21 protein-coding genes are annotated in these 24,624 nt (G+C 42.3%); 9 read left to right on the top strand and 12 right to left on the bottom strand.

The window, feature by feature from the left end; translation table 11 throughout:
- Nucleotides 1–80: 80 nt before the first annotated feature.
- The 4 genes from X939_RS0102490 to X939_RS0102475 all read right to left on the bottom strand — a co-directional run bounded on the left by X939_RS0102490 (nt 81) and on the right by X939_RS0102475 (nt 4,490).
- Nucleotides 81–959, bottom strand: a complete 879-nt coding sequence (locus X939_RS0102490; RefSeq protein ID WP_025761699.1) for an aldose 1-epimerase family protein — start codon at nt 957–959, stop codon at nt 81–83.
- 44 nt (nt 960–1,003) lie between these two features.
- A complete protein-coding gene (locus X939_RS0102485; RefSeq protein ID WP_025761698.1) occupies nt 1,004–2,221 on the bottom strand; it encodes an aspartate aminotransferase family protein in 1,218 nt (405 codons plus the stop codon).
- Nucleotides 2,222–2,287: 66 nt separating this feature from the next.
- Nucleotides 2,288–3,358, bottom strand: a complete 1,071-nt coding sequence (locus X939_RS0102480; RefSeq protein ID WP_025761697.1) for an ATP-grasp domain-containing protein — start codon at nt 3,356–3,358, stop codon at nt 2,288–2,290.
- Between the two features lie 106 nt (nt 3,359–3,464).
- Nucleotides 3,465–4,490, bottom strand: a complete 1,026-nt coding sequence (locus X939_RS0102475; protein WP_198034351.1) for an acyl-CoA reductase — start codon at nt 4,488–4,490, stop codon at nt 3,465–3,467.
- Nucleotides 4,491–4,621: 131 nt separating this feature from the next.
- On the opposite strand from X939_RS0102475, the gene X939_RS0102470 reads away from it, so the two are divergent.
- The 3 genes from X939_RS0102470 to X939_RS0102460 all read left to right on the top strand — a co-directional run bounded on the left by X939_RS0102470 (nt 4,622) and on the right by X939_RS0102460 (nt 8,146).
- Nucleotides 4,622–4,969, top strand: a complete 348-nt coding sequence (locus X939_RS0102470) for a 4Fe-4S dicluster domain-containing protein (RefSeq protein ID WP_025761695.1) — start codon at nt 4,622–4,624, stop codon at nt 4,967–4,969.
- A 601-nt stretch (nt 4,970–5,570) separates the two neighbouring features.
- A complete protein-coding gene (locus tag X939_RS0102465; RefSeq protein WP_229235949.1) occupies nt 5,571–6,776 on the top strand; it encodes a porin in 1,206 nt (401 codons plus the stop codon).
- Between the two features lie 50 nt (nt 6,777–6,826).
- On the top strand, nt 6,827–8,146 hold the full coding sequence (locus tag X939_RS0102460) for an ammonium transporter (RefSeq protein WP_025761693.1): 1,320 nt from the start codon (nt 6,827–6,829) through the stop codon (nt 8,144–8,146).
- 87 nt (nt 8,147–8,233) lie between these two features.
- Here X939_RS0102460 and mtaB read toward each other — a convergent pair whose 3' ends face one another.
- Together mtaB and X939_RS0102450 are read right to left on the bottom strand one after the other, a co-directional pair.
- Entirely contained in the window at nt 8,234–9,562 is a 1,329-nt protein-coding gene (mtaB, locus tag X939_RS0102455) for a tRNA (N(6)-L-threonylcarbamoyladenosine(37)-C(2))-methylthiotransferase MtaB (protein WP_025761692.1), read from the bottom strand.
- A gap of 37 nt (nt 9,563–9,599) precedes the next feature.
- On the bottom strand, nt 9,600–11,384 hold the full coding sequence (locus tag X939_RS0102450) for an LTA synthase family protein (protein ID WP_229235947.1): 1,785 nt from the start codon (nt 11,382–11,384) through the stop codon (nt 9,600–9,602).
- Nucleotides 11,385–11,593: 209 nt separating this feature from the next.
- Here X939_RS0102450 and X939_RS0102445 point away from each other — a divergent pair, with 209 nt between their 5' ends.
- The gene (locus tag X939_RS0102445) at nt 11,594–13,780 is read left to right on the top strand and encodes a glutamine synthetase III family protein (protein ID WP_025761690.1); all 2,187 of its coding nucleotides are present in this window, start codon (nt 11,594–11,596) and stop codon (nt 13,778–13,780) included.
- A gap of 29 nt (nt 13,781–13,809) precedes the next feature.
- Nucleotides 13,810–14,373, top strand: coding sequence for a hypothetical protein (locus X939_RS0102440; RefSeq protein ID WP_025761689.1), 564 nt, complete (start codon nt 13,810–13,812; stop codon nt 14,371–14,373).
- Nucleotides 14,374–14,462: 89 nt separating this feature from the next.
- Here X939_RS0102440 and X939_RS0102435 read toward each other — a convergent pair whose 3' ends face one another.
- A complete protein-coding gene (locus X939_RS0102435) occupies nt 14,463–15,473 on the bottom strand; it encodes a glutamine synthetase beta-grasp domain-containing protein (protein ID WP_025761688.1) in 1,011 nt (336 codons plus the stop codon).
- Between the two features lie 372 nt (nt 15,474–15,845).
- Between X939_RS0102435 and X939_RS0102430 the strand changes: the two genes are divergently transcribed.
- The 3 genes from X939_RS0102430 (at nt 15,846) to X939_RS0102420 (ending at nt 18,090) form a co-directional block, all read left to right on the top strand.
- Nucleotides 15,846–16,556 carry an RsmE family RNA methyltransferase gene (locus tag X939_RS0102430; protein ID WP_025761687.1) on the top strand — a complete coding sequence of 237 codons (711 nt, stop codon included), beginning with the start codon at nt 15,846–15,848 and terminating at the stop codon, nt 16,554–16,556.
- A gap of 14 nt (nt 16,557–16,570) precedes the next feature.
- Nucleotides 16,571–17,230: a DUF4159 domain-containing protein gene (locus X939_RS0102425; protein WP_025761686.1), complete on the top strand. Its 660-nt coding sequence runs from the start codon at nt 16,571–16,573 to the stop codon at nt 17,228–17,230.
- A gap of 113 nt (nt 17,231–17,343) precedes the next feature.
- The gene (locus X939_RS0102420; protein ID WP_025761685.1) at nt 17,344–18,090 is read left to right on the top strand and encodes an acyl-CoA desaturase; all 747 of its coding nucleotides are present in this window, start codon (nt 17,344–17,346) and stop codon (nt 18,088–18,090) included.
- Nucleotides 18,091–18,532: 442 nt separating this feature from the next.
- Here X939_RS0102420 and X939_RS0102415 read toward each other — a convergent pair whose 3' ends face one another.
- From X939_RS0102415 to X939_RS0102395, 5 genes are read right to left on the bottom strand one after another with little or no spacing between them, the layout of a single operon-like run.
- Entirely contained in the window at nt 18,533–19,909 is a 1,377-nt protein-coding gene (locus X939_RS0102415; RefSeq protein ID WP_025761684.1) for a sensor histidine kinase, read from the bottom strand.
- Between the two features lie 2 nt (nt 19,910–19,911).
- Entirely contained in the window at nt 19,912–20,589 is a 678-nt protein-coding gene (locus X939_RS0102410; protein WP_025761683.1) for a response regulator, read from the bottom strand.
- The gene (locus X939_RS0102405) at nt 20,586–21,119 is read right to left on the bottom strand and encodes a 5' nucleotidase, NT5C type (RefSeq protein WP_025761682.1); all 534 of its coding nucleotides are present in this window, start codon (nt 21,117–21,119) and stop codon (nt 20,586–20,588) included. The genes X939_RS0102410 and X939_RS0102405 overlap by 4 nt, the downstream gene beginning before the upstream one ends.
- Nucleotides 21,120–21,121: 2 nt before the next feature.
- The gene (locus X939_RS0102400) at nt 21,122–22,408 is read right to left on the bottom strand and encodes a dihydrolipoamide acetyltransferase family protein (RefSeq protein ID WP_025761681.1); all 1,287 of its coding nucleotides are present in this window, start codon (nt 22,406–22,408) and stop codon (nt 21,122–21,124) included.
- A 47-nt stretch (nt 22,409–22,455) separates the two neighbouring features.
- Nucleotides 22,456–23,733 carry a competence/damage-inducible protein A gene (locus X939_RS0102395; RefSeq protein ID WP_025761680.1) on the bottom strand — a complete coding sequence of 426 codons (1,278 nt, stop codon included), beginning with the start codon at nt 23,731–23,733 and terminating at the stop codon, nt 22,456–22,458.
- A 109-nt stretch (nt 23,734–23,842) separates the two neighbouring features.
- Here X939_RS0102395 and X939_RS0102390 point away from each other — a divergent pair, with 109 nt between their 5' ends.
- Nucleotides 23,843–24,574 carry a DUF4197 domain-containing protein gene (locus tag X939_RS0102390; protein ID WP_025761679.1) on the top strand — a complete coding sequence of 244 codons (732 nt, stop codon included), beginning with the start codon at nt 23,843–23,845 and terminating at the stop codon, nt 24,572–24,574.
- Nucleotides 24,575–24,624 lie beyond the last annotated feature (50 nt).

The raw sequence follows: 24,624 nt of genomic DNA, 5'->3' as shown, positions 1-24,624 counted from the left end.
TCTAAGGATTTGACCTATATGTTGCGCACAGAGCCCGAATGGTATCTGTGCGCATTTTTTTTATATATGCTGTTAGGCCATTATTCGATAATGGTTATAGTATAAGCTGCCTGGTAGGTAGAACCTCCTTCCAGTTGTACCATTCCCTCTTTGTTTTCTAGTTGCTGATCGGCTTCTGTACTGTCGGCTATGCCCAACCAGGGTTCAATGCACACAAAATCGCCTTCTGGCTTGGCCCAGATTCCCAGATAAGGAAAATCTGTAAAGTCCATGCGAACGCAGGTGGCGTTCCTTCGACTTTTCAGGGATACTCCTTTCGATTTAAGATTTTTAAAAATTAAAGCATCAGTCCTGAAAAGTTCATGGCTCAGTGGCAGGACAGATGTCTGATTCAATACGGGTCTGGTCTGTGGCCTGACTAACCCCTTTTCGTCTAAGAGCCAGGTAACGTCCGTTTCTATTTCGTCGAATTCCAGATAATAGTCTTCATACTTCTCATTTTCATAGAACGGACAAGTAAATGCTGGATGACCGCCCAATGAGAAATAAAGGGGTTCTTCGTCAGGATTAATTATGCGATGATGAACCTGCAAGGAATTGCCGTCGAGAATAAACGAGATATAAAATTCAAACGCAAAAGGGTAAACTTCCAGTGTAGCTTTATCCTGCTTCAGGCAATAGGTGACCTTCGTCTCTGTTTTTTCGATCAACTGCATTTTTTCGTTATTACGAATAAATCCATGTCTGGGTAAATGAAACGGTTGTCCCTTATAATAAACGACCCCCTCTTTCACGGCCCCTATGGCAGGGAAAAGCACAGGAGCAGAACTACCCCAAACAGATGGTTCGGCATGCCATATATATTCCAGGTCATTGATTTTCGATTTTATTTCGCAGAGCTCAGCACCCTTGTCAAGTATTGAGATTTTTAAATGTTCGTTCTGAATGGTCTGTTTCATCTTTAAATAAAGTTGGATTGTCTCACGACCCGCAGCTTAGGCCATTAGTCGAGCTGGTCCATTGCTTTTAAAATTATATCGCATGCCAGCCTGATTTCTTTTTCTTCAATGATTAATGGAGGCGCTATTCGCATCGCATTATCGCAGAACAGGAACCAATCGGTTACTATTCCTTGGTCAATGCAAAGGTCTATGGTTCGTTTTAAGATGGAGAAGGATTCCATTTCAACGGCCAACATCAATCCTTTACCCCTTACCTCCTTGATCCGGGGGTGACGGAGAAGTTCCTTAAATAGTGCTCCCTTCTCAATGGCCTTCTCAGCAAGACGTTCTTCGAGTGTTACATTTAAGGCCGCCAATGCCGCGGCTGCACTCACCGGATGACCCCCAAAGGTGGTTATATGGCCCAGGACAGGATTGTCCTTGAAGACCTGCATAATCGTTTGAGAGGCCATGAAAGCTCCGATAGGCATGCCACCACCCATGCCCTTGGCACTTAAAAGTATATCAGGATAAATATTATATTGTTCAAAGGCCCAAAAGGAGCCTGTGCGTCCATAACCAGTTTGGATTTCATCCAGTATAAGCAAGGTTCCTGTTTCTGTACAACGTTGGCGTAGGGCTTCGAAATAACCTGAAGGAGGAATCCGGACACCAGCTTCTCCTCCAACAATTTCAATAATGATGGCGGCTGTTTTCTCCGTGATCCGGGATAAGTCTGCCAGCGCACCGTGTTCAATATGGCTGATACCCGGGAGCAATGGACGGTAGCTATTCTTAAAAAACTCCGCTCCCGCAAGGCTTAATGCTCCCTGTGTTGCCCCATGATAGGCATTATAACAGGCTATGAATTCGTTTCGGCCGGTATAACGCTTGGCAAGCTTCATTGCTCCTTCCACTGCTTCGGTGCCTGAGTTGGTAAGATATATATGATCAATTGCTCCATATGGAGCTGATCGCTCTTCAGGTAAGGTGAGTGTATTCGCCAGGGCTTGAGCTAGAAGTACCTGGCTGCTTTGTATAAACTCTCCATAGACCAGCAAATGCATATGTTTATCGAGCTGATCATATATAGCCTTGAGCACTTTAGGGTGCCGGTGCCCTACATTGCTTACTCCAATGCCTGATATAAGGTCCATATAGGACTTACCCTCCTGGTCATACATATATAGCCCCTCTGCCCGTGAAATATCAAGAGCCAAAGGGGAGTCGGATGTCTGAGCCAAGTGAGCAAAAAATAATTGTCTTTGTGTAGTATGCATTTTAAATGTCTAATACTTTCAAAAAGTATTGTACGGTGAATGGTATTAAAAGTAAAATAAGTATATCTAAGCCTTTTTAGGGGCCGTGTCTTTCTTAAGCGTTGGTTTATTAGCTTTAGTATTAGGGCCCGATTGCTTGCCTTTCGTAATGAGGTTTTCTTTGGTATCAAGTCCAGCCCTATGAGTATTCGTTAGGGGCCAGCCTACACTATCTCCCCAGGTTAGATGATTCTCAGATTTATATTCGTAAAGAGCCTTTGAAATAGCTAGATTAGCGACGGCTTCAACTACCCATTCAAAATATTCAGGGCCAATGGAGTATATATCTGCATCTGGTATGGGATCGCAGGGGTCTATCAAATAAGGAGTGTCTCCCTGAATAGCAAATTCGACGGCACTGATATCATAGCCTAGGGCTTTGTTAAGGCGGATGGTCATAGTCTCCATTTGTCCTAATAGAGCAGTACGCTTTTCTTCGGGAATCCTGTTCTCTGTCGCGTATCGTAAATGGTGCGGATTATGGGGTTCATAGGGCATGATGAGTACCTGTTCTCCACCCACATAGTAGCAGCGAAAATAGGCATCAAATTTGATTTCCTGCTGAAGCATCATAGCTTCCTGACCCGTCTCTTCGTGTTTGTGCCACAGGTCATGTGCATTGACTACCTTAAATACTTTTTTATGGCCAATCCGCCGATGAGGTTTCAGGAAGGCAGGAAATCCTACGTACCGAAACATCTCTTCCCAGGCCATGGGGAATGATAAATTTCTAAATGAATTCTCACTTGTCCCATCAGGTCGTTCTTTTGATGGCAGTAGCACGGTTTTGGGAATAGGAATTCCGAGTTTTAATGCGACATTCATATTAAAAAACTTTTCATCGGTTCCTACCCAAAATGGATTGTTTAAAATGGTTGTACCCTGGAGCGCGGCCTGTTTTAGTACAGACTGATAAAAGGGGATGGTAGGTCCAATCCTATCGATTATCAGGTCATAGTTCAGTGGTGAAACAGGGGAAGCCTGATCAATTCGCACACTTTCAGCAAGTACACCGGAAACATTTTTTGAGTTAATTCTTTCAATCAATGCATTAGGGAAGGTATTCTCTGCCGCGTATAGTAATCCGATTCTCTTCATAGTTTCTTTGATTATGCGTTTAGCCCCTTCCTGGTCATCTTGTGTGGGCGAAGCGATGGTCTGAAATATAAGACTTTATTCTCAGTCCATCAAGGGGCATGATTCCCTATGACAAGGCCTGGAGAAAGGCCATGGTATCCACATTGTCGGCGTAGTCATTCAGGCCCGGAAGTTGACTTCGCCCCAGGGTTACACTATCAGGATGAATAGCTGATGAGGCTGCTACTACGCACTGAATTTTCTCTTTTTGCTCTTCAAGATTCTGCCGAACCGTATCTAAAGACGTGTAGGTCTCATAATGTAGCATACTGATCGGGGAGACTAATGCGGGACTTTCAGTTAGAATTAAGAATCCGTTGTCCAGATGCGGTACCCGGTTGATCAGCACAATGGATTTGTTGTATTCGTAATTATTAAAGAACTTATGGTGATTTAAATAGTGGGGTGCCATCTCTTCAATGGCCTCATAGAATGCCGTGAATTCATAATTTACGGGTACATATAGCTTAGAGACATTGCGACAGCCTAAGCCATAATAAAGTAGGATATCCCTTCCCAAGGCCTCAAGTTCTTCCCTGCTTTCCTCTCCCGAGAGTATTGCTATAGAAGTTCTATTTTTTCGGATGATATGAGGTTTACTGGCAAAATAATGGTGGAAATATCGGGCCGTATTATCACTTCCGGTAGCAATATAGGCATCCGCGGTGTTTAGTCGCTCCACTACCTGGATGGATGCCTTCAGACGAGGTTCTATTTCAATTAACTGTTGGAATAATAGGTTCATCAAAACCTGATCGTCTGAGCTTAATTTGGCCATTAGCTGATGTCCCGAAACGAGCACACATAAGGCATCGTGAAAGCCAACTGCTGGAATATTTCCCGCCATAACTACACCAATTTTTTTGGAGGAATGGGGTTCGATGTACTTTTCGGACCAAAGATTAAGTTTCTCCTCATGTAAATATTCCTCGGCTAGGGCTTGCAGGGATTGGCTTACAAGTTCAGGTGTAAACCAATTATTCTTTCTGTAGGCGGCTTCTGCCCAATCGGCCATCTTTGCTTTATTATGTTCCGAACCTATTATTTTCCCTAGGTTTACCAGGGCATCGATGCGGTTTTTTCTTGAAATCATTACAGGGGGACTTAAAAAAGTTTAATATTTAAAATGGATTTAAAATTTCTGATTGTCTGGAAACTTTAAATAGTTATATTTGTTGTCTGTACTGACAAGAAATAGCAACAAATATAAACAATCCGGCGACTATGGCTATAATGATAACCGATGAATGCATAAATTGTGGGGCGTGCGAGCCAGAATGCCCTAACACTGCGATTTATGAAGGCGGGGTAGAGTGGACATGGAGTGATGGAACTAGTTTGGACGAGGTAGACTTCGGCGACGGTACCATCGTGAGTGGCACTGAAAAGCAGACTCCTGTATCTGACGAATTTTATTATATAGTAAATGATAAATGCACAGAATGTATGGGTTTTCATGAAGAACCTCAATGTGCAGCTGTTTGTCCAGTAGATTGCTGTGTTCCTGATCCAGATCATGAGGAAGACGAAGAGACGCTCTATGCCAAGAAAGCCTGGCTACATGCTGAATAGTATTTAAATAAGTTTTGTAAAGAGCTCAACGCTAGTTGGGCTCTTTTTTTTGTCAAAATTGTTGCAATTATTTCCCAAAATAGTCTTGGAGGGCCTCTATTTTACTTCCTTCTTCTGGTTTGCCCTTTATTTTTTTTCTTCTCGAAGGCATTATTTCGCTGGAGGGTCTGCTTAGGTTCGAAGTTAAGAACGACAGAGCCCATTTACTAAATATCATTTTATAGGCCCATTTCCTCTGGGATCATCTTTTGGTCATTGAGCTGACCTTTTTACTCTATATAATTCTCCCACCAGGTATCAATTCACCGCCCCGTAAACAACTATCTCGGCCATTTTTCTTTCCAGAGGAGTTCTTTGTGAAATCACCCTACGCTTATAAAAAATTTGGAAAAAATTAATAAATCAAAATTTAATATAAGTAGTTAAAAATCACAAATGATGAAAAACATGATAGAATTTATTGATTTTAGGGTACAAAAGTGAGAAAATATAGAAAATGTGGTTTTTTTTAGGTGCAATAATTGGAATAAAACATTTAAAAGTTAATATTTGGTATGTAAATGAGACCTAAATGAATTTAATCACCTTACAGAATAAAATTATGAGAAATCTCTATTGTACAGTATTATCTTTAATGGTTCCAGTCTGCGGGATAGCAGGCAATAATACCGATGATAAGAAAGAGTCGAAGGAGACAGCCCTGGTTTCCGTGACTGAGGTTAAGGAAAATGAAGAAGTCAAAGGGGTATTTTCATTTTCCGGGTATCTGGACTCCTATTATTCTGCCAATTTTAATAAGCCCAAATCTCGCTCTAATACAGGTGCTAGTAATGCCCGGGTATTCGATATAAAATCTGGCGAGTTTCAGTTGGGACTGGCGCAAGCCAAAGTGGCCTATACCAATAGCAAATCAGAAGCCGTAGTAGATCTTACTTTTGGTCCTAACGCGAATATGGGTAATTATGGAAACGCTATTTTTAGCACCGCACTTGCTATTAAACAAGCCTATTTTACCTATAATTTTACTAATAAATTTTCTATGACGGCGGGACAATTTGGTACGCATATCGGATATGAGGTGATAGATGCTCCTGCTAATTTTAATTATTCACTTTCGAATCTATTCAATAACGGACCCTTTTACCATACGGGATTAAAAGCCACTTATGCCTTTTCCGACAAAGTGTCTTTAATGGCGGGTGTGGTCAATAACGTTGATGGAATGGGAGATAATAATCGTAAAAAAGGAATTATCAGTCAGTTGTTTATAGCGCCCGTAGCCGATTGGAATGTTTACCTAAATTTCATGCATAGTAACGAAGCCAATCCCGATTCTTTAGGTAATGAGCCATCGGCATTCTACCGGGTAATAGATCTGACTACCAGTTATCAGGTAAGTGAAAAGCTATTATTAGGGGTCAATGCGGCTTTTGGTGGGCAAAAAGGAGATTATCAGGGAAGTGGTGGGCCATCCGACACAGAAACCTGGGGAGGATTCGCCCTGTATTCAAATCTCGCCATCACCGATCAGTTTGGACTAGGCGCTCGATACGAATACTTCAATAATGACAGCGGTGTAAGAGGATTGGTCAACAGTCAGGGTGCAGGCACGCACGTAAATTCTTATACCCTGACCGGTAACATTGCCCTTGCCGACGGACATATTTTAATTAAGCCAGAATTTCGCTTAGATGCTTACCCTAAACTATCCGGTGCATCTGAAGCTCAACAATTTGAAGATTCAAAAGGCGACTTTACGAAAAACAGCCAGACTACATTTGGAATGGCATTTATTTATCAATTCTAAAAATACCAATCTTATTTAATCTACCTTCTTAATTAATAAAATTCAATTATATGGAAAAGCGTAATTATTTACCTCTTATTATTCTGCTGGGAATCAGCCTTTTGGGGGTCTTCGTTCCGAATGTTCCCACACAAATTGTTACCGAAGGCATCGACTCGGGCGACACCGCATGGTTGCTAGTCGCCTCCGCCTTGGTATTACTCATGACGCCTGGATTGGCTTATTTTTATGGTGGGATGGTCAATAACAAAAATGTTATTTCTACCATGTTACAAAGCTTTATAGCGATGGGCGTAATCAGTGTCGTATGGGTACTGGTAGGTTTTAGCCTCGCCTTTGGAGACGATATTGGTGGATTCGTTGGAAATCCTACTACCTACTTTATGTTTAAAGGAGTTTTGGATGCTCCGGCATGGGGCACCATCCCATTCGCACTTTTTGCCATGTTCCAAATGAAGTTTGCGGTGATTACCCCGGCGTTGGTTACAGGCTCCATGGCGGAACGGGTTAATTTCCGGTCCTATGTATTATTCATGATTCTGTTTGGGGTCTTTATTTACTCCCCCCTTTGCCATATGACCTGGCACGAAGATGGACTTTTGTTTAAGATGGGCGTTCTTGACTTTGCTGGAGGAACCGTTGTGCATATGTCCGCTGGATGGGCTGCTCTGGCAGGTGCCATGTATCTTAAAAGACGTAAATCACTATTAGAAGATCACGTTCTTCCGCCGGCCAATATTCCTTTTGTTTTACTGGGTACTGGTTTGCTATGGTTTGGTTGGTTCGGATTCAATGCTGGATCTGCACTTTCGGCCGGCCCCTTGGCAGTAGCCGCTTTCGCTAATACGAATACCGCTGCCGGTGCAGCAGGTCTGGCCTGGGTGTTATTTGATGTCTCTAAAGGGAAAAAAGTATCTGCCCTAGGTTTTTGTATCGGTGCAGTAGTTGGATTAGTGGCTATTACACCTGCGGCAGGTTTCGTAACCATTCCATCGGCACTGTTTATCGGTACAATCGCTGGGGTGATCAGTAATTATGTTGCTCATTTGCGTACCCGTTCTACCTTGGATGATACCCTGGATGTTTTTCCATGTCACGGTGTAGGAGGTATGGTCGGAATGGTATTGACTGGTGTATTTGCTTCTTCAGGTGTGAATTCAGCAGTGACCGATCAAGGCCTTGCGTTTGGAGAAACCAGCCTATTTATTAATCATATGATCGCCTTAGTAGGGGTATCAGCCTTTGCATTTGGTGGATCGCTGCTCCTGCTAAAAATCACCGATCTTATACTACCACTCCGAGTGTCTGAGCAAGACGAAAAAGATGGTCTTGATATCAGCCAGCACGACGAGTTTCTGGTAGAAGCGTAATTGTTATTGAGGATGTTGTTTTTCTGAAAAATAGCCGGAAGTTTCCGGCTATTTTTTTATATTTTCAGCAGGTAAATTTTCGACAGTCTAGTGACTTGTATAGCTAAGTTCTTCTTCTACTGCTTCCATCCACCCTTCATCGTGGATAGCATGATACACAACCCTTTTGGTTTCGTTGATCAATAAAGGGTCGTATTTGACGGCCACTCGAATATAATTTTCGGTAAAGCCTAGCATTTGCCCGTTTTGCTGTTCGTCTTCAAAGAGCACTTCCCCCGATTTGCCCAATTGTTGTTCATAGAAATATCGCTTTTTCTTCTCGGAGAGTATATGGAGCATTTTGGAGCGTTTGGCCCTTTCACCCTTATCGATGACTGGCCGTATGTCTACTGCTGCTGTATTCTCTCTTTCCGAATAGGTAAATACGTGTAAATAAGAGACGGGCAATTCATTTAAAAAATTATATGTCTCCAGGAAATGATCCGGGGTTTCACCAGGGTGTCCTACAATCACATCAACTCCAATACAACAGTCAGGCATCCGTTCTTTAATTCTCTTTACCCTTTCCACATATAGTGCGCTACGATACCTTCGCTTCATAAGGCTAAGGATATGGTCGGAACCCGATTGGAGGGGAATATGAAAATGATGAGCGAAGCGCTTCGACTGAGCCACAAAATCGATGATATCATCGGAAAGTAGATTTGGCTCAATGGAAGAAATTCTAAAACGTGTAATTCCTTCTACCTCATCCAGAGCCTGCACGAGTTGCAAGAAGGTCTCTTGACGTTTGCCGTTTTGAATTCCAAAATCTCCAATATTTACACCGGTCAGCACAATCTCTTTCACGTCTCGGGCCGCAATCTCTTCGGCCGCCTTAACAATGTTTGCGATACTGTCTGAGCGACTTTTGCCCCTTGCAAGGGGTATAGTACAGTAGGAGCACGGATAATCACAGCCATCCTGGACCTTCAGAAAAGTACGGGTACGATCGTTGAGAGAATAGGAGGTATGATAATCGATAGCTTCCGAAATATGAGACGCATGAATGGCAGCGGGCTGTCCACTGGCTGTCTTTTGAAAGGTGTCAATAAGGTCGACCAAGCGAAATTTTTCGGCTGCACCCAATACCGCATCTACGCCTGGAATTTCAGATATTTCTTGAGGCTTTAGCTGCGCATAACATCCGATTATAGCCACGTAGCCATCGGGATTAATCTTTTGAGCCTCCCTGACGATCTTTCTGCATTTTTTGTCGGCATTGTCTGTTACCGAGCAGGTATTAATAATAAATACATCAGGACGATCGTTAAAATCGACCTTCATATGACCTTTCTGCTCAAACATCCTTCCAATTGAGGAGGTTTCGGAATAATTGAGTTTACAGCCTAGTGTATAAAATGCTACTTTTTTCATTTTTTTGCTTTAATACCGCAAATTTAAGGATTTAAATTCAACGGCTTAAATAATCATTAAAGGAGGTCTGTAAATAGGCCTTTCCTATATTTAGTTCTGAATCGTTTAGGCTTCCCTGCCTACCAATAATATTCCCTCCAAGATTATCATGTATCAGAAAACCTTGGGGTCGCATCCATCCAAAACCATTATTAAATGCGAAATAGGCAAATGGTTTGCGAGAGGGGTTTAGAATATCATTACTCCATACAAATTCGTTAGAAGGCAAATTTAGCTGATTAAGCAGGGTAGCTGCCAGGTCGGTCTGGGAACTCAAAGCCTCAACGACTTCCCCCTTTCGTTGCAACGCGCCACCAAGCCAGAGCATGGGAATATGGAATTCAGAGGGTTTTCCTAGGTTACTCTCTGGAAGAGGGTGCCCGTGATCCGCTACGATGATGATTAATGTGTTATCCCACCATGGCTTTTTTTTGGCTTGCTCTATAAAGTTTCCGATCGCCCGATCACTGTAATGCATAGCATTTAGAAACATCTCTTGCTGACCATTTCCCGGGATTACGGTAGCCATAGGCACTTCGAAGGGCTCGTGGCTGCTCAGGGTAAAGAGGGTCGTAAAGAATGGGGTAGGAGTATGATCCAGGTCTTCTAGCAGACGATTTAAAACAATATGATCGTGAGCACCCCATTTGCTATTCATTTCCTTCTTTTCAAAGGCATTAATATCGATTAATTTGTCGAAGTCTTGCTGTAGGAAGTAGCTTTTCATATTGGCAAATTCTGTTTCCCCTCCATAGTAATAAGCAGTATGGTAACCACTTCGATGGAAACTTTTGGGTAAAGATGGCAATTTGGTCGTCTTGGTTGGGATTTTAATAATAGATTCAGTGGGCTGCGCAGGATAACCACTCAAAATAGCCACCATTCCTTTATCACTTCGGTTCCCACTGGCATATAAATTATTGAATAAGATCCCTTCCCCAATCAGACCGTTGAAATGAGGAGTGATTCCTTTCATGCCTCCCAGGGGTTCAACTACCTTCGCAGTAAAACTCTCCCAAATTAAAACAATGACATTTAACTTAGTCGAATCTAGCTTAGACGGATCTAGTAATTGCTCCGTTATCTTATCGGCAGGGGCATATAAATCTTGCACTAATTCTTGCGCCAGGCTATCCGGGGCATATTTAAAGGGGTTGTCTTTTTTGTGGGTAGAATGAATTAAGGAACTTGCATAGTTCCAGGGGACATTAACTGCGGCATAATTGGCAAAACTTTTGTCACTAAAGAATACAGTACTCTGGTTCATTGGAGCCAGCTGGAAGCCTCCCCGGATAGGAATGATCCAAGCGGAGGTGGTTACCAGGAACACCAAAAGGTTTAATGCCCAGGGTTTAACCCGAGAAAGATGAGGGAGCTGCCGTTGGTTTACCCGGTTCAGTACCGCATTGCTTAACAGGAATAATAAAATGCCGATGAACAAAACCAGACCTATAGGAGCAGCACTCATAGATGCCCATGCTTCCTTAGGGGTGTTCAGGTAGTGCAGGGAGGTACCGTCAATGCGGAAGCCCCAAGCCCGGAAAAGCTCCAAGTCTATGCATACTAATAAGGCAATGATCAGGGTAGTGACGAAGGTGTATGTTTGCATCAATCGCCGGTACCAGTTCCATTGACGGAATGTAAAGCTCATCAGAAGCGTAGGGACGACTAGAAGGTATGAGGCAAATGATATGTCCATGGATAGGCCATGCCAGGCACTTTGGGCCCAGTAGGATGCCGGAAGTTCCAGGGCCTTATTATAATGGTAGATTATAAAGACCATCCTGAAAAATTGGAAGAGAATTATCCAACAAATCCAGTAAAGGAAAAGAAATTGAAATCTTAATCGCATTGGTGTCGTATAAAAAGCACAAAATTCTAACAATTTTGTTTATATTAACTACTTTTCTCAATTTATGTCTCCCAATTTATTATTGTTTATACATTTTTAATAAATAATTTTGGGAATCGATTATACTAAAATACTAATTTATGACATTTCGTTCCAATGCTTACGAAACTGCCCTTAGCAGGGTGGCACCCGTTTTAACACCACCAAATGAGAAAGTTTCGGACCTATATGGTAGCCATATCTTCAGTGATGAGGTAATGCGAGCCCTTTTGTCCACAGAAGCATATACTAAGGTTTCGAATGCCATTAAGTCCGGGTCCACTATTGATCGTGAAGTAGCAGAAGAAGTTTCGGCAGCTATGCGGTCGTGGGCAATCTCTAAAGGAGCTACACATTATACGCACTGGTTTCAGCCCTTAAATGGTACTACTGCAGAAAAACATGATTCCTTTTTTGATTTGAATTCAGAGGGTAAAGCAGTTGAAAAGTTCAAAGGAAGTGCTTTGGTTCAACAAGAACCTGACGCCTCCTCGTTCCCTAGTGGTGGGCTGCGTGCTACCTTTGAAGCCAGGGGCTATACGGGCTGGGATCCTAGTTCTCCCGCATTTTTAATGGATAATGGTGCTGGTGGTAAAACGTTATGTATTCCCTCTGTATTTATTTCGTATACTGGTGAAGCGCTCGATTTTAAAGCACCACTTTTGCGATCGTTGGTCGTGCTCGATAAGGCCGCTACAGCCGTTTGTCAGCTCTTTAATCGGGAAGTTGATAAGGTGACGCCTACCCTAGGCATCGAGCAGGAATACTTTCTGGTGGATAAGGCCTTGTATTATTCCCGGCCGGATCTCCTCATGTCCGGACGAACCGTTTTCGGTCACAGTCCTGCACGTGGTCAGCAGCTCGACGATCATTATTTCGGATCTATTTCTCCTCGGGTCAATGCCTTTATGGTAGACTTTGAATTCGAGGCGTTGAAACTGGGTATCCCGGTTCGTACCCGACATAACGAAGTAGCTCCCGGACAGTTTGAATGTGCTCCTACCTTCGAAGAAGTTAACCTGGCCATAGACCATAATGCCCTGTTAATGGATCTGATGCAAAAAGTAGGGGAGCGTCATAGTTTTCAGGTTCTGTTTCATGAAAAACCATTTGCAGGAATAAATGGCAGTGGAAAGCATAACAACTGGTCTTTGTCGACCAATAATGGGATTAACCTGCTGGCTCCAACGACCAAGCCCAAGGAAAACCTGCGTTTTCTCACTTTTTTGCTGACAGTAGTGAAGGCTGTGCATGATCATGCCGACTTATTACGTGCTTCCATTGCCTCAGCCAGCAATGAACATAGGTTAGGTGCCAATGAGGCTCCTCCTTCAATCATGTCCGTTTTCCTAGGCGGAGAGTTGACCAATATGTTGGAAGAGCTGGTTAGCAAAGGGGAAGTTACCGTGGAGAAAGGGGAGAACTTTTATTATAAACTCGGAATAAGTCGAATCCCTAATTTGCAACGTGATAATACGGATCGTAACCGTACTTCACCCTTCTGCTTTACCGGAAATAAATTTGAGTATCGGGCCGTGGGAAGTTCGCAGAATAGTGCATCTGCTATGATCGTCCTGAATAGTATCGTGGCACATCAGCTGATGGACTTTAAAAAGGAGATGGACGAACGTCTGGCTAATGGAGAAGAGAAGAAAAGCGCCAATGTAGCTATATTGAAACGGTATTATACTGAATCTAAAAAGATTTTATTCGAAGGAAATGGATACTCTGATGAATGGATCGCTTTAGCGGCGGAAAGAGGTTTAAGCAATATAAGCGCTACTTATGATGCGGTTCATGCTTATATTGAGGAACCAACCATACAAATGTTCCAGAGGGTGAACGTTCTTACCTCACGAGAGCTACATGCCCGATATGAAATTGAACTGGAGAACTATGTTAAAAAATTACAGATCGAGTCCCGCGTAATTGGTGATCTGGCCTTGAATCATATTGTTTCTACCGTGGTGAAATACCAATTTAAACTCGCTCAAACGGCTAGGGCGCTAACTGACTTGGAGATGATAGAAGAAGCGGAACCAATTAAGGAAATAATTCGTGATATTTCTAAGCATGTCGTAGTGATCAAACGATTGGTAAAAGAGATGACGGATGCCCGTAAGCAGGCGAATGTTTTGGAAGATATTTACGAAAAGGCCAAAGCTTATGGTTCGGACGTGAAAGGTTACTTTGATGAGATTCGCTATCACGTCGATAAATTGGAATTATTGATCGATGATGAGGACTGGCCTTTGGCAAAATACAGAGAAATATTATTTTTGGAATAATTATTAACTATTAATCAATCAAAGCACTGATGTATAAGAATCCGGGATTCGACCCTGAAGAGATCGAGCAGCTTAAAAGGGAATGCAAGGCGGAGCGACGAAGTTTTGTATATGTCGCCGACGAGTTTGAGGACGATGAAGAGAATGAGAATGATGAGCATGCTCATGTCCAGTTTGTGGGTTGGCAAAACGATAAGGAAGTGGTTTATGATGCCTTGATCTATACGTTAAGACTGCATCACTCTACGTTAGTATACGATGCTGCTCTGGAGCGTCTCAAGCAACATATGCCCGACTATTTACCACCCGATGAGCGTGGAGAATTAGATGACATCGATCTGGATGCCGAGGAAGAAGCTGAGTCGTTATTGACCGAATTTATAGAAGAAATAGAAGAAAATGAGGAGATCAAGGTTAAGGAGCACGTTGAAACGGATACCAGTTTTGAATATGGAATAGGTCTTGAGGTGGGATTGAATAAAACAGAGATCAACGAAAAAGTGGTTACTGAGTTTATTATTGCCTTTAATGCTGGACGACTTCAACTTGATAATACCTTGTATTCATTTAGTACCTCGGAAGAGGAGGATTAAGCTTATTTCTTGTCTTTTTATTTATATCAAAAGGAGCCCGGCATTTGCCGGGCTCCTTTTGATATAAATAGCTATGCTTATAACGAATGTTATACTGCAGACTTCACCGTCTTGATAATACGAGCGGCAACCTTGTAAGGATCTGCAGCTGAATTTGGCCGACGATCTTCCAGGTACCCTTTCCAGCCTTTGGCAGGAACGATTACGGGAATACGAATTGAAGCTCCACGGTCTGATACGCCATAGCTGAAGTCGAAAATGCTTGCAGTTTCGTGCTTACCAGTCAGACGTTGATCATTATCAGCTCCATAAACATCAATATGCTCCTTAACAAGAGGACGGAAGGCTTCACAAACTTTATCAAATATTTCTTTGCTTCCCGCTTCTCTTAGCGTTGTATTGGAGAAATTGGCATGCATACCACTTCCATTCCAGTCCAAAGTGCCAAGAGGTTTGCAGTGCCAGTTAATTGAGACGCCATATTTCTCGCCTATACGTTCCAATAGGTAGCGACCAATCCATATTTGGTCTCCTGCTTCCTGAGCTCCTTTAGCGAAGATTTGAAACTCCCATTGTCCTGCAGCTACCTCGGCATTAATACCTTCTACATTTAATCCTGCTTCAAGACAAGCATCCAGATGCTCCTCAACTATTTCGCGTCCAAAAGCATTTTTTGCTCCTACTGAACAATAATAAGGGCCTTGGGGTGCTGGATATCCGTTCGCTGGAAAACCTAAAGGTTTATTGGTTTCTTCATCCCACAAGAAATACTCCTGCTCGAATCCAAACCAGAAATCATTATCACCGTCTTCAATGGTGGCGCGACCATTTGTTACGTGTGGAGTGCCGTCTGCATTCATTACCTCGCACATTACCAGAAATCCATTCTTACGCTGTGGATCTTTGGCTATGTACACAGGCTTCAAGAGACAGTCAGAAGAACCGCCAAGGGCCTGTTCTGTGGACGAACCGTCGAATGACCACATGCTGCAATCTTCCAGTTTTCCACTAAAATTTTCTTCGATTTTAGTTTTGCTGCGTAAGCTTTGGGTAGGCTTGTACCCATCCAACCAAATATATTCCAGTTTGGATTTTGACATAATAGTACTTGATAAGGTGGTGACTGATTTTAATAACGAGACAATATTAAGGCAAATATGTATTTTTAGGAAATAAAACTATCAAAAAATTCATTTTTGCCGAATATAATTATGATTATAGAAGTTTGTCCGGTTTAAAGTGTATTATTCTTATAGGATTTCCTGTGTTTCAAAAAATCGTATTGCCAACAATAAAAGTATATCCAGAGAAAAACTGTGTTAAGATTTACCCGGACTTTGACCAAAATATATTCTTTTTGCAGATATCTCGATAGTTTGGATCGTTAGTCTATTCCGATAAAAATAGATTCTCCGGAGGGGACGATTGCTCAGATTTAACTACATTTGATTTCTTGACCAATGAAATGAATTATGCATCTTTTTTATCAATCCGAACCCTCAAAAACAGAACTCGACGACGAAGAGTCGCGCCATATATTTAAAGTGCTACGGCTGCGAACTGACGATATTATATATATTACAGATGGAAAAGGCATGCTTCAAAAATGCTGTATCCAATACCAAGGCAAGAAGGTTCAATACAAAGTCTTAGAGACTATAAGGCAGATTGACGATAAACCTACTCTTACTATGGTTGTGGCCCCAACCCGAAAAGCAGAGCGAAACGAATGGATGGTGGAGAAAATGACAGAGATAGGGGTGAGGCGCATTATATTTATAGTTACCAGCCACACGCATAAAGAAGGGTTAGGACGGGTGGTCAATTTGATGCGACTGCAACGAATCGCGGCGGGAGCCATGAAACAGTCCCAGCAGTATTTCCTGCCTGAAATACGACTGGAAAACTCCTTTGAAGACTTTCTTAAAGAACCCTTTGTGGGCACTAGAATGATTGCCTATGTTCCGCTCCAGCATGATACTAAGCACGCCTTTGAATTCGTTCGAAAACAAAGTGATACAATTGTGCTGATAGGTCCAGAGGGTGATTTTACAGAGGCTGAGGTGGAGTCTGCAAAGGGACATGGTTACATACCAGTATCTCTGGGACCCACTCGACTGCGTACTGAAACGGCAGCAGTGGCTGCCTGTCATGCTGTCAATCTGGCCTATCAGGTGCAATGAAAAATTGAAAAACTATGATCAGAATTATTTTGTGCGCCCTGTTTGTTTTTTTTACAACCTCCTCAGGAATTTCTCAGCCTTCCTTTAAAATAGCAAAACTGAAATATTCGGGTGGGGGCGACTGGTATGCCAACAAGACTTCCTTGCCTAATTTAATTGGATTTTGTAATACCCAGCTTCAGATGAATATTCATCCGGCCGAAGATGTGGTAGAAGTAGGTAGCCCCGATTTGTTTACCTATCCTTTTGTGCATATGACCGGACATGGCAATGTTCTATTTTCCGGGAGTGAGGCCGAAAATTTGCGTACATATCTACTCTCGGGCGGATTTTTGCATATCGATGATAATTACGGTCTGGATCCATTTGTGCGTAGAGAAATGAAAAAAGTCTTCCCAGAACTATCTTTTGTCGAACTTCCTTTTGACCACCCGCTTTATCACTCGAAATTTAAATTTGGCGAAGGTCTGCCTAAAATTCATGAGCATGATGGAAAACCTGCTCAGGGTTTCGGATTGATATGGAAAGGGCGTTTGGTCTGCTTTTACTCTTATGAGGCCGATCTTGGGAATGGTTGGGAAGACCAGTCGGTATATAATGATTCGGATATTTCACGCCAGAAGGCCTTGCAAATGGGAGCTAATATATTACTATACGCCGTTAGCGTTTACTAATCTATGGAGTTAATGCATAGATTTGTTCTAAATTGTGCGGAACAAAACATGGAAATCTAATTGTTACCTACTAAATTTGCTTATAATTCTGTTTTTATTCTTTTGTAGCCTACATGTATATTGTTCTCGCCGTCTTCGTCGTTCACTGGTATCTATCCTTATTTTGTCAGACTTTTTTCCTGCACCGTTATTCTGCTCATAAAATGTTTATTATGAGCAAGCCATGGGAACGTTTTTTCTATTTGTTAACCTATTTATCACAGGGCTCTTCTTATTTAAGTCCACGGGCGTATGCAATATTGCATCGGATGCACCATGCATTTAGCGATACGGAAAGAGATCCTCATTCACCGCATCATACCAAAAACGTTTTTACCATGATGTGGGAGACCAAAGACATATATAATGCGGTACTTAATCGTAAAAGAGTTATAGAAGCACAATTCGAGCGCAATTATCCCGAATGGAAGCTGATCGAGCGTTTGGGGGATAGCTGGATTTCCAGGTTAGCTTGGGGACTTTTGTATATAGCCTTCTATCTCGTAGCCTATTTTTACCTAGATATGCACTGGGCATTTTTCTTCCTGATTCCCATTCATCTGCTTATGGGGCCTATTCATGGTGCCATTGTTAACTGGAGTGGCCATAAATATGGTTATCAGAATTTTGATAACCAGGACAAATCGAAGAATTCCCTTATTTTCGATTTCTTGATGATGGGCGAATTATTTCAGAATAATCATCATAAACGACCCAATAGCATTAATTTTGGTTCCAAATGGTTCGAAATCGATCCGACCTATCCTGTGATCAAATTGCTTAATAAACTGAAAATAATTGAAATTAGAAAGAAGGTTTAACTGCCTTTTCCTGATATTAGTATAGAGTTGAGAGTCAAAATAAAATCTTGGCTCTCTTTTTTTATGCTTACAGCATGGCCCTCGCCAGGATTATCCTGATGTGGCTATTGAATATTTTATTGATTCCATTGAGAGCTTCGACCCAGTCGATTAATACAGCATAGCTTCTGCAGTCCGAATGGATTCGATGACCTCTATTTAATGAACCGGGAATGGTGTCATAGTTTATTCTACAAATTAAAGAATAGGATAAGGTAGGGAGGGAGACATGCCTAGGTCTGAAAAAACTTTGGCAGGTGTGAGAAACACCTGCCAAGTTTGAATAATTAACACCACAAAAAATGAATTCATATTAACATATCGGAAGCCGATCTTGAATTTCTATTTTTACAAATATGAATAATAGTTATTAATATGAAATTAATTTGATATTAGAAATTGCTTAGATTTTGGTGAAATCGATTATGAAGGTAGTTCCCGTGCCTATTGTTGAATCTATAGTAATGCTTCCATTATGCAATTTTATGATTCGATCTACTAGTGATAGTCCAATCCCATAACCTTTGACATTTGCCGTGTTTTCGCTTCGGTAGAAGGGTTGAAACACCAAATTCTTATCCTCGTGAGGAATCCCCTTTCCCGTATCGGAGAAATAGATTGAAAGCTTATCTGCTTCGCATTGTATCCGAATGCGGACCGTGTGGTCTTCCGAAAATTTACAGGCATTATCCATCAGATTAAGGAATGCTGTTTTGAGCAAGGTAGTACTTGCCGCTAATTCGAGCCAAGCATCGTCTTCGGGCAGGTCGTCGAAATTTAGAAGGATGGTATAGGTGGGATAGGCATGACTCAGAGATAGTCTGCAATCCAGCAAGAGATCGTCAACCCTTATGGTTTCTGTCAGTAGGTCATGCTTGTCCTCGCTGACCTTGGCCAGTTCCAATAATGTGTTAGACAACTGAGCCAATTCATGAATATCTTCCAGTACCGATCTGATCGTTCTCTGATAGATCTCTGGTTCCCTTTCTTTTAAAAGACTCACTTCAAGTTGGGACCTGATTTTAGTTAATGGGTTTTTTAGCTCATGACTGACATTGGCCACAAAAATCTTTTGCATCTGAAAGGCCGTTTCAATGCGATCCAAGAGTTTGTTGAACGTGCTCGTTAAGCGACCGATCTCGTCGTTCTGATTGGGTACATCCAGGCGTTTATTTAATTTTTGGGGTAAAATGCCTTCAACGTCGTTCATTACCTGAGAAATTGGCCTCAGTGCTCTCCATGAGAAGGTCCAGCCGGCAAGTGCTACAATGGCGGTTAAGATAACAAATAGTACTATTAAAAGGGTGCTGAGGTTGGAGAGATTGGCTTGGCCGTAGAGGTCCTGGGCGCCCAGAAGCACGACTGCTCTGTTGAAGGGATATTTATAATAGAGACCTACCACCCGGTAATCACCATCCTGATAGCGGATTTGTCCGTTTTTACGTATTTCATCCAGCCAATAATTGGAGACATGTAGGGCCTTATTCCTAGGGTTTGCCAGATTACTGTAAATTAACCGATTCTTTTCATCGAAAATAAGAATGTTTTCATTGTATATCAAATCCCGATTGGTTTCATCTAAGGCTCTCAATATATCATTATTGACCTGAGGTACTTTTAGCAGAAGTTCGGCACGTGAGGAAGCTTTGGAACGGAGTCGATCGTAAAAATCGTCTGTGACATTAAAATAAGTAAAAAAATAGACGGCTAGGAAAGTGATCAATAGGATACCGCTTACCAATACGGAAAACTGGATTGTAAGCTTGGTTCTGATTTGCATGACTATTCCGTTTTGAGTACATACCCCATCCCGAACTGTGTATGTATTAGTTTTACAGGATAATCTCTGTCTATTTTTTTGCGAAGGTAATTGACGTAGACTTCTATTACATTCGTTCCCGTATCAAAACCAATATCCCAGACTTGCTCTGCAATTTCGACCTTAGAAACGACCCGACCCTGATTGCGAATCAAATAGACCAATAAGTTAAACTCCCTGGCCGTAAGGTTAATTTTGTTGCCTGCACGAAACACGGTCTTAGCATCTAGGGATACTTCCAGGTCTGCGAAACGCAGGAGTTGGGCCGTTTGGGTTACATTACTTCCCCGTTTGGTAAGCGCTCTGATTCGAGCCAGGAGCTCCTTGAATTCAAAAGGTTTTACCAGATAATCGTCTGCGCCTGCGTCCAAACCAGTGACTTTATCGTCGGTAGTGCTCAGGGCAGTCAGCATTAGTATAGGAGTTTGATGCCCCATTAGCCGTAATTCCCTGCACAGCTCTATCCCATTGATTCCTGGTATAATAACGTCACTGATGATAAGTTGATAGCTGTGGGTTCTGGCCAAATGACGGCCTATCAGGCCATCGTAGGCAATATCGACTTCATAGCCATTTTCTTCCAAACCTTGTTTGATAGATTGAACCGTTTTGGGCTCGTCTTCTATAAGTAATAATTTCATGTATATGGTATGAAAAGTTCTGCTACCTCTGCCCAGTTACTCACCCGCTGGAAACGGGTTTCCTGCCTGTTATGTGCTGCTGAAAAAAGTATGCCTTTCCCTTGAAAGGGCACTAGGTTTCGGGGATGGTCGTCTATTAAGTAATCGGAATGTATGATACTTTTATAGCCACAGAAAACGATATTTGTCCAAGGTATTAAGCTAAAGTGTCTCTTGAGCCACTGAAATTTATCCTGAAATGAATTGGGGAATTCCATGCAGGCAGTGGCGACATAAACTTCATAAAACTGGCTCAGCTTGCTTACAGTTTCCACAGCACCCTCCTTGACAGCAATGTCAGAGAAGAAACCCGGCGTATTCATGATTTTGTGCAAGCGTTTCTGTTGTTTAGGGTGGAGCAGTTCCCGAAGACCTGCTCCCTGAAAATCTTCATGTGTCAGATTAGTGCTGAAATCATTCAGTACAATATCTATTAATTTTTCATGTGTGTTGGCCAGCACATCATCCATGTCCAGCGTGAGTTTTAGCATTCTTAAATCTTTTGTTTGGTATCAAAGTTTTCCAGGTAATCGTTAACACGCTTTAAAAATAAACCACCTAAAGAGCCATCCACTACCCGATGGTCGTAGCTATGGGAGGCAAACATAAGGCTCCGGATCCCGAGCAGGTCTCCATGTTCCGTTTCAATAACCGCTGGTTTTTTCTTAATGGCCCCGAAAGCCATAATACCTACCTGTGGCTGCATAATAATAGGCGTGCCCATCAGATTGCCAAATGCACCAATATTAGAAACTGTGTAAGTTCCGCCAGAAAGATCATCGGCTTTAAGTTGGTTGTTTCTCGCTTTCATAGCAAGCTCATTCACCTTTTGCGCCAATCCAGACAAAGAATACTGATCGGCATGATGTATTACAGGGACAATAAGATTGCCATCGGGCAGAGCTACTGCCATACCAATGTTAATAGCACGTTTTCTGATAATGTTGTCACCCTCTACCGAAATGTTCATCATAGGGAAATCCTTCAAAGCCTTCACAACCGCCTCTATTAAGATCGGGGTAAATGTGATGCTGTTTCCTGTGGATTTTCTGTACCGATCCTTAACGGCGGTACGCCAATTTACCACCGGGGTCATATCTATTTCTATAAATGAGGTTACATGTGCCGAAATCCGCTTGGAGTCTAACATTCGCTGAGCAATCATCTTACGCATCCTGTCCATGGCAATGATTTCATTGGCGCCATCTTCAGACTTAGTAGCAAGCACCGGTCCGGACCTGGGAGAAGCTTCGCGCCGCTCCAGGTAACTCATCAAATCGTTTTTGGTAAGTCGGTTATTAAGACCTGTGCCAGCAATACTCGAGAGTTCCTGTTGCCCGATATTCTCCTCTTTAGCAATACTCAGGACCAGAGGAGAAAAAAAGTGTTGATCATCCGTATTTACGGCTTCAGGAGCCTTAACTTCGCCAGCTAAGGGTTCCTGGGCAGTATGCTGGGCCATATCAGACTCCAGAATATCCGCAAAATCTTGTTCAGAATGATTTTCCGACTTCCCGTCTGAGGTTTCTACCACATCCTGATTAACTTCTATACGGGCAACCGGACTTCCGATGGCCACCACGTCATTTTCTTTCACTAGCCAGGTAACCAGCTTCCCTTCATAGGGACAAGGAACTTCTGTATCGACTTTATCTGTTGCTACTTCTAATACAGACTCGTCAATACTAACCATTTCACCTTCGGCTTTAAGCTGGCCTAAAACGGTACATTCCAGTATACTTTCGCCCAATGGGGGCATTAACATATCAATGATCTTCATAGTAACTTTTCAAGAATCGAAAATTATTTCGACTGGTAAAATATAATTTATTTATAGTCTGCCCCTAGCGTATAATAGCTGATGATATTCTTGCGTAAAAGGTTTAGAACGTAGGAAGATGTCATTTCTATGTTGATCGTCCTATTACCTTTTAATTGCAAAAGTTGTGTTTTGGTTCCTGAGGGCGTTGCACAGGCGATCCAGATGGTACCAACTGGTTTCTGTTCAGATCCCCCTCCGGGGCCCGCAATTCCTGTTGTCGCTATAGCAAAAGTGCTGCCGAACTCCTGCCGAACGCCTTCAGCCATTTCTATAGCGGTTTGCTCACTGACAGCACCGTAGTCGGCTAAGGTCTGAATCTGTACCCCCAATACCCCGACTTTGGAATTGTTACTATAACTAACGACAGTACCTTGCAGGTATGCGGAAGACCCAGGAAAGGATGTGAGTCGGTGTGTCACGAAACCGCCCGTACAGCTTTCTGCGAGGGACAAGGTTGCCCGATGATCGACGAGGAGCTTACCTATAATCGTTTCCATCTCATCCTCATCATACCCAAAGATATGCTCTTGTATATAAGGAATAAGGTCGTCGACAATTTTGATAAGCTCTTGGTCCAGTTCCGATTCACTGGTACCTGTTGCGGTAAGTCTCAAACGTACTTGTCCAAAGTGAGGTAGATAGGCCAGTTTGATATGTTCAGGCAATGAATCCTCCCAGGCTTCGATTTTTTCGGCCAAAAATGACTCTCCTATACCAATGGTTTTAACCATTCTATGTTTGATAATGGTAGAAGGGAATCTCAGGCACAATCGGGGAAGTATTTCATGCTCCATCAGGTTTTTCATTTCATAAGGAACACCTGGTAGTGAGACATAAATAACCTCGTCCTTTTCAAACCACATACCAGGGGCAGTTCCCCATTTATTAGGGATATAAATGGCATTACCGGGTAAGGCGGCTTGTTGGGTATTCAGGGCAGTCATTTCCCGTCCTCTTTTTTTAAAGAAATCGGTGACAAACTCGAGGGCCTCTTCATGCATCACCAATTCGGTTCCGAAATATTTACAGAAAGTATATTTGGTAATATCATCTTTAGTAGGTCCCAATCCACCCGTAACTATCACAATGTTAGCCCTTTTACTGGCTATGTTTAGTGCTAGAAGTATATCTTGTTCATTATCTCCAACTGAGGACTTATAAGCAGGGCGAATTCCCCTGTCCGTTAATTGAGATCCGATCCATTGCGTATTGGTATCGGTGATTTGGCCAAATAATATTTCGTCGCCAATGGTTATAACTTCCGCCTTCACAAGTTCATTCATCTATAAAGAATGGGTTAAGGTATTGCATTAATTTCTCAAAAATAAGTAAAATTAATCGTTATTGATTAGGTTTGAGGCTTAGTTAGTAATTAACAAATCTAAAAACAGAATGAAGCAAAAAGTAATTATCGCCTTTCTCTTTTTCGCACTATCCAGTTGTGCCTCCCAGGCTCAAATTGGCAAGGAACTTGGAAAAATATTTGGTTCACAACAAAAATCGACTGGGACCACAAGTGAAAACGAGATTGTAAGCGGACTAAAAGAAGCATTGACAGTAGGCGTGAGTAATGGTGCTTCAGAGGCGTCGAAGCTTGACGGGTATTTTAAAAATGAACTGATAAAAATCGCCGTGCCACCTGAGGCACAAAAGGTGGCTGAAACCCTTACCAAGATGGGACTGGGAGCTGAGGTAGATAAATTTACCCTGGCTCTGAATCGTGCTGCAGAAGATGCCGCTAAGAAATCAAAGCCTATTTTTGTAAAAGCGATTACCTCCATGACTATTCCTGATGCTGTTTCAATCCTGAAAGGTCAGGACGATGCCGCTACGGAGTATCTGCGTAAAACGACTAATGAAGAATTATTTAATACTTTTTTTCCGGTAGTAGATAGTACACTTAATCTTAATAAGGCTACGGAATATTATGGGGAAATCGTAGGGACATACAACAAACTTCCATTTGTGAAAAAAGTAAATCCCGACCTTAAAGCCTATGCAACTCAGAAAACAATTGATGGATTGTACACGCTAATCGCAATCGAAGAAAAGAAAATTCGAGAGGATCCAGTGGCTAGGGTCTCGAGCTTGTTGAAAAAAGTATTTGGACAGGTTGGAAAATAGGGCCTGCGGGAACTACTTACCGACTCAAAACCTTTACTTTTGAGTAAATA

This window comes from Dyadobacter tibetensis Y620-1, from assembly GCF_000566685.1.
Classification (GTDB): domain Bacteria; phylum Bacteroidota; class Bacteroidia; order Cytophagales; family Spirosomataceae; genus Dyadobacter; species Dyadobacter tibetensis.
Note: the sequence above shows the minus strand (reverse complement) of the source record. Positions and strands in the feature narration are given on the sequence as shown.